Below are 6,151 nucleotides of genomic sequence, written 5' to 3' on the forward strand. Positions count from 1 at the left end.
ATTTTTTTCAGCTTGCTTTTCAGCTTCTTTTTTTTGGCGCTCTTCAGCTTTCTTTTTCTTTTTGAAATAGCCTTTTAGTAAGAAATTGCTTTTGGCGGCTTCCATATTCTCGTCTAACTTTTTTGTGCTGGTTTTAAGATTGGTCATCGTCGCATCCAAGTCGTTTGCCATACTGTCGTCGTTGATGAGTTTTCCTAAACTTCCCTTACCAGAGTTGACTTTTGCCAAAATTTCAGTGATTTCACCTGTGGCAATGGCTGCATTGTCGGCTGTGATTTGTAAACTTTCCATAATTGCATCGGTTTCAACCGGTTCAGAAGAAGCGATAAGTTGGCCTTCTTTGATGGTCTTTTGACTGCTTCCGCCGCGAGAAAGTACGATCAGTTTGTCGCCAATGATTCCTTCAGATCCTATAGCAGCTTCACTGTCTTCCTTGATAAATTTTTGCACATCGTTTTTAACCAACATTTTTACCTGAACTGTAGAATCGTTGATAATCGTAATTTTATCAACCGTCCCTACATTGATTCCCGAAAAACGAACCGTATTTCCAACTTGCAAACCGCTTACGTTCTGGAAGTTGGCTTTTACTTCAAAAACAGGATCAAATAAATTTTTCTGTTTACCAATGATAAAAATGGCTAAAAAGAATATGATAATTCCTGCTGTTACAAACAAGCCTAATTTGATTTTATAATTTTTACCTTCCATAGTTATATTGTTTTTATATTTGTAATGTTTTGACTTTTAAAGTACGAACTCACGAGTGCATCATCGGAGTTTTCAAAATCGGAGAGGACGCCCTCTTTGTACACTTTCCCATCTTGCAACATAATAATCCGATTGGCAACCGTTTTGGCACATTCGATATCGTGCGTGATGATGATGGAAGAGGTCTTGTATTTTTGCTGTACTTCGTTGATTAGCAAACTAATTTCATGTGAGGTTACAGGATCTAAACCAGTTGTAGGTTCGTCGTACAAAATGATGGTAGGATCCACAATTATGGTTCGCGCCAAACTGATTCTTTTTCGCATACCGCCCGAAAGTTCAGAGGGCATTTTGTCAATAGAATCTGGGAGTCCCACATTTTCCAAAGCTTCTTTCACTTTGGCATTTACTTCTGCTTTCGATAAATTTTTAAACATCCTTTTGAGCGGAAACTCCAAATTTTCTCGTACCGTCATTGAATCGTACAACGCACCACCTTGAAACAAAAAGCCGATTTTCTTCCGAACTTCGTTCATCTCAGCATTTCTCAAGGACGTTACTTCTTCCCCAAGGACTTTAATGGACCCTGTATCGGCATTTAGTAAACGTACAATACATTTAATGAGTACTGATTTTCCGGTACCTGATTTACCTAGTATGACCAAGTTTTCTCCTTTTTTAAGAGATAAAGTCATTTTTTTTAAAACAGCTGTGGTGTCAAAACTTTTGGTTAAATCCTGAATTACGACTATGTCTTGGCTGTTATTTTCGTGTGTTGAATTCATAATAAATCGGTTATTTGAACAGCAATTAAATCGACTATAATTACTAATAAAGAAGCCATTACTACGGCAGAATTAGCTGCAATTCCTACACTTTCAGTTCCTCTTCCAGCATTAAAACCTTTATAACAGCCCACAAAACCGATTACCGCTCCGAAGAAAAAGGTTTTGATAACGGCAGGAAATAAGTCTGAAAATTCAACATTGCCAAAAGCCTGTGAAATAAATAGTACAAAACTGACATCTCCTTTAATGTTTGCCCCAACCCAACTTCCGAAAATACCCAATGCATCGGCATAAAGCGTTAATATAGGCAACATAAATATAGCTGCTAAAACGCGCGGGACAATTAAAAATTTGATCGGATTGGTGGATGAAACTTCCATCGCATCAATTTGCTCTGTAACTCGCATCGAACCAATTTCGGCTCCCATGCTCGAACCAATTTTTCCGGCACAAATCAAAGCTGTAATTACAGGTCCCATTTCTCGAATAATCGAGATAGCCACCATTCCCGGAAGCATACTTACGGCGCCAAAGTTTACTAAAACCGGTCGGGATTGTATCGTTAATACCAATCCGATGATGATTCCAGTTACCGAAATTAAACCTAAAGATTGATTTCCTATGGCAAAACACTGTTTCAGAAATTGATTAAACTCAAAATCTTTTCCAAACATGTTTTGAATTACTTTAAGTACAAACTTTGTAGCATTTCCGACGTCTCCGAAAAAAACTTCGATAGAGTTGGGTGTTCGAACCGAAACTTCTTTCGCTTTTACATTTTCAGTAACATGTCCTGAAGCACGCTCATAATTTGGTATTTTTTGTTTCATTGGTTGGTATTTTTTTATCGGTCATCTCTATCGATCGGGACAAGTTATGTAATTGATTCGCCAGTTCGCCAATTCGCCAGCTCGTGCAGCCTGTTTTCATCCGTGTTTGCATCGCATTTCCGTTAGGCTCATTTCACAGTTGCTTATTATCAACTTTCTTCATTGGTATTGGTAGTACGAGTCGAAGTTTCGGTAAATATGGACGGTGTTTCGACCATAATACAATCAGTATTTTGTGCTACTTCATCGGATTGCAAACTGTAATTGTAATTGGTTAATCGAATATTTCGCCATTCGTAGGTTTTGGGCATATCATCCCCCATCAAGTAACCCCATGGTTTGAGCGGTTCAATTCGGTCAAAAATAACTTTCAAAATGGCGATAGTGGGAATGGCCAGAAACATTCCCGGGATTCCAGCTATGGCACCACCTATAATAATCCCGATGATGGATGCCATCGCATTGATTTCCACTTTAGAACTCACGACAAGAGGCACTAAAATATTATTGTCAATTACTTGTACAATTACGGTAACAATTACGACACCTAAAATCATTGAAACATCCGGTGTACCGGTTAATGTGGCAAAAATACTGATGAGCATTGCTACTAAAATGCCTAAATACGGAATCAAGTTTAACAAACCCGTTAAAACCCCCAATAAAATAGCGTATTTTACACCTGCTATCATGTATCCAATAGAAGTGAGTGTGGCTACAGAAATCATTTGGATAATCAAACCGACTAAATAACTTTTGACCGCTACTTTGATTTGACACAAAATATCCAAAAGAACGCCTTGTTGTGAAGGTTTAAATAGTTTGTTCAAAAACTTCATAAAGTGTGTTCGATACAACAAAATCAGAAACATATAAATTGGAATCAAAGTCATATTAACCAATGTATCAGTAAAGGAAAGTAACGTACTTCCTAAAATTTCTTTACCCGACTCAACGGTATCGTTTGTTGCGTCCGCAATGTATTTATCTTGATCGTTGGTACTGATATCGAATCGGCTTCGCACAAATTCCTGTAAATTAGCTAAGTGAATACCGAAATTATGCTTTATTTTATTCCAATCGCTTACAAAATCCGACACTTCGTAGGAAATAAACGTGACAATTCCGATAATTAAGATAACAAAAAAAAGGACACACGTAATAGCTGCAATTACATGTGGAAATTTAAGTTTACGGTTCAAAAAAGCGCAACAAGGCCGAAGTAGAATAGCGAATAAAAAAGCCATCATCAACGGAATCAATATGGTTTGAGCTATATACAGTATAAAAAATACTGCAATCAAACTCACTAAAGTCAATGATAATTTGACATAAAAGGGCAACTTTAGGGTGCTATTCATGGATTTAAATTTGTTTTCGGAAATTGATCTTTTGCTAAAAAAAGCGAACAAAAGATTGTAAATACAAAAATGACCGAAAAAAAGAATTTAAATCTTATGAAAATTCACAAATACGTTACATAATTTACATGCCAAAAGTAATTAATCTAATTTTTTTACCACCGAAATTCCTTTTTGAAGTAAGAGCGAATTGGGATAGGTGACGAGTTCACCTTCAACGGTTTTTAAAAAAGTATAAAACGTGTGGATGGAAATGATTTCGCCTTCAATAGGAAAATCTTTGTCGTGGATTTTAATGGTATCACCAATTTTAAATGGAAAAGAAAAAAGTACGATAAAACCGGAAGTGATGTTACTTAAAATAGACCATTGGGCAAATAATGCCACTCCGACAACCGTGAGGACAGAGCTAATAGTTAAGAACAAATCTTCTTTTTGTACACCCCAAATTATCATTAAGCTTACAAAAAATAGTGTGGTAAAAAATACACTTATGTATTTGATAATTAAATTTTTACGATTCTCAACAGCTTCGCTTCGGATGGCGTATTTTTTAACCAGTTTGACAATAATGAAACGGAAAATTGATATTATTAAAAAAAGTACACCTGTGCTTATTAATTGTTTCGAATAAACATTTATAAATTCTACCATAATTTACAATTTATTGAAATAATCAAATAACAAATGAGTGGGCAAACCCATTACATTTGTATAAGAACCTTTGATGGATTTAACGCCAACCAGTCCAATCCAATCTTGAATACCGTAGGAACCCGCTTTGTCAAAAGGTTTAAAATTTGAAATGTAATGATGGATCATTTCATCAGTTAATGCAGTAAAAGTAACTTCGGTATAATCGTGAAAAGTTGAAACACTTTCTACAGTTTTAAAGGATACCGATGTAATTACCTGATGTGAGGAATTTGATAATTTTTGCAGCATTTTAGAAGCATCTTCCGCATCTCTGGGTTTTCCTAAGGCTTTATTTTCGTGCCAAACGATGGTATCGCTGGTAATTAAAATTTCATTTTCAGCTAAACTTCCTTCAAAAGCTTTTCCTTTTAGCTCCGCCAAATAATCAGTAATTTGATCAGCAACGAGATGATCTGGATAAACTTCGTCAATTTCGCGCAAACGTAGTTCGAAATTCAGTTCCAAATCCTTAAAAAACTGTTGACGTCTTGGCGAACCTGAAGCTAAAATGAGGTTGTATTCTTTAAGTTTTTGACTAAACATTGTATAAAATATTTAAGGTATTGACACAAACAGAAATAATTCCTGAAAGCATTACCAATTTTAAAAGTAGGCTTAACGTTTTAAAATTGCCCGAATTTTTAGCACTCGTTAATTTTATACAGATAAATAAAAGAGGTGCAATGATCATTAAAAGACTGTATAAAGTGCTGATATATAAATTGTTGTTGAAATAATACGTGTAAATGTAATACAGTAAATACATTGTAATTAAAGCCGTTACTGCTAAAACTATTTTAGAAGTTCGCGCCACCCCTAAAGCAATAGGTAATGTATTCATTCCTAAATTGTAGTCGCCCTTAACGTCTTCTAAATCTTTTATAATTTCACGAATAAAGTTGATTAAAAATGCAAACATTGCATAGTCTAAAATAATTTTGAATAAAATACCTAAATGTACTTGTGTTTCAGGCGAAACCATTGGCAATAGATCGAACAAGCCTACAATAATGACACTTAACGCGGTTAAAGCTGCAACGATGATATTACCAATAAGTAATGATTGCTTTAGCGATGAGGCATATAAATACAATAATCCTGAAACAATGATGAAAAGTAAAGCAAATCCAGGTTTTTCGATAACATTAGACAAGTAAAAACCACCACCAACGCCCAAAACATTTAGTGCGATGTACAAATTATAGGCCATCGCTTCACTTATTTCGTTGCCAACAATAACGTTTTTACGATTAATAGAATCTGTTTCTTTATCAAAAATATTATTGATTATATAACCGGCAGCGGCAATACAAACCGTTGTAAGAATTAGAATAACAAATTGTAAATCCGTTAAGGCCAAAGAGATGTTTTGCAAATTCAGAAATCCGTATCTGAAAAGCAATTGCATAAAAATAAGTAACAGTAAATTCTGAAATCGGATGAGCTTTAAAAATGCCATAGTAAATGAAAAGCAACTAAATTTGTGTGCACCATTGCGGGGTTAAAGATAACTGCTTTGTTGTAACTTTTAAAATTTTTGTAATCATAAAAAAATGCCTAAAATTTCTTCTAGGCATTTGTTTTATTTATTTCAAATGTTAACCTCTTGTATTTACATTTGATCGAGTTGAAGTATTATTTCTCGTACTTTTAGCGTTCGACTGGCTGCTGCTTCGAGAAGTGGTTGCACTTTTTTCCACATTTCGAGAAGGTAGCTGTTGAGTGTAATTTCTATTTGTAGCACCTTGATTGGCATTATTTCTAA

The 6,151-nt window shown here is 35.0% G+C and carries 7 protein-coding genes; all 7 read right to left on the reverse strand.

Annotated features, from left to right (window positions below):
* The coding region (locus ACIQ2X_RS12695; RefSeq protein WP_396179290.1) for an MlaD family protein at positions 1 to 711 on the reverse strand (711 nt) is incomplete at its 3' end.
* A 2-nt stretch (positions 712 to 713) separates the two neighbouring features.
* The gene (locus ACIQ2X_RS12700; RefSeq protein WP_396179291.1) at positions 714 to 1,496 is read right to left on the reverse strand and encodes an ABC transporter ATP-binding protein; all 783 of its coding nucleotides are present in this window, start codon (positions 1,494 to 1,496) and stop codon (positions 714 to 716) included.
* Positions 1,493 to 2,329, reverse strand: a complete 837-nt coding sequence (locus ACIQ2X_RS12705) for an MlaE family ABC transporter permease (protein WP_396179292.1) — start codon at positions 2,327 to 2,329, stop codon at positions 1,493 to 1,495. The genes ACIQ2X_RS12700 and ACIQ2X_RS12705 overlap by 4 nt, the downstream gene beginning before the upstream one ends.
* A 149-nt stretch (positions 2,330 to 2,478) precedes the next feature.
* Complete coding sequence (locus tag ACIQ2X_RS12710; protein ID WP_396179293.1) at positions 2,479 to 3,690, reverse strand: AI-2E family transporter; 1,212 nt, start codon at positions 3,688 to 3,690, stop codon at positions 2,479 to 2,481.
* Positions 3,691 to 3,831: 141 nt separating this feature from the next.
* Positions 3,832 to 4,344 carry a mechanosensitive ion channel domain-containing protein gene (locus ACIQ2X_RS12715; RefSeq protein WP_396179294.1) on the reverse strand — a complete coding sequence of 171 codons (513 nt, stop codon included), beginning with the start codon at positions 4,342 to 4,344 and terminating at the stop codon, positions 3,832 to 3,834.
* A gap of 3 nt (positions 4,345 to 4,347) precedes the next feature.
* Entirely contained in the window at positions 4,348 to 4,929 is a 582-nt protein-coding gene (locus tag ACIQ2X_RS12720; RefSeq protein WP_396179295.1) for a Maf family nucleotide pyrophosphatase, read from the reverse strand.
* Entirely contained in the window at positions 4,922 to 5,845 is a 924-nt protein-coding gene (locus ACIQ2X_RS12725) for a geranylgeranylglycerol-phosphate geranylgeranyltransferase (protein ID WP_396179296.1), read from the reverse strand. The genes ACIQ2X_RS12720 and ACIQ2X_RS12725 overlap by 8 nt, the downstream gene beginning before the upstream one ends.
* Positions 5,846 to 6,151: the final 306 nt, after the last annotated feature.

The sequence above is a fragment of the Flavobacterium sp. genome (assembly GCF_044368625.1).
In the GTDB taxonomy this organism is placed as follows: Bacteria; Bacteroidota; Bacteroidia; order Flavobacteriales; family Flavobacteriaceae; genus Flavobacterium.

Bases quoted from the DNA above. Each gene is read 5' to 3' on its own strand.
- ACIQ2X_RS12700 (WP_396179291.1), bottom strand. From the start codon at position 1,496: ATGAATTCAACACACGAAAATAACAGCCAAGACATAGTCGTAATTCAG.
- ACIQ2X_RS12705 (WP_396179292.1), bottom strand. From the start codon at position 2,329: ATGAAACAAAAAATACCAAATTATGAGCGTGCTTCAGGACATGTTACT.
- ACIQ2X_RS12710 (WP_396179293.1), bottom strand. From the start codon at position 3,690: ATGAATAGCACCCTAAAGTTGCCCTTTTATGTCAAATTATCATTGACT.
- ACIQ2X_RS12715 (WP_396179294.1), bottom strand. From the start codon at position 4,344: ATGGTAGAATTTATAAATGTTTATTCGAAACAATTAATAAGCACAGGT.
- ACIQ2X_RS12720 (WP_396179295.1), bottom strand. From the start codon at position 4,929: ATGTTTAGTCAAAAACTTAAAGAATACAACCTCATTTTAGCTTCAGGT.
- ACIQ2X_RS12725 (WP_396179296.1), bottom strand. From the start codon at position 5,845: ATGGCATTTTTAAAGCTCATCCGATTTCAGAATTTACTGTTACTTATT.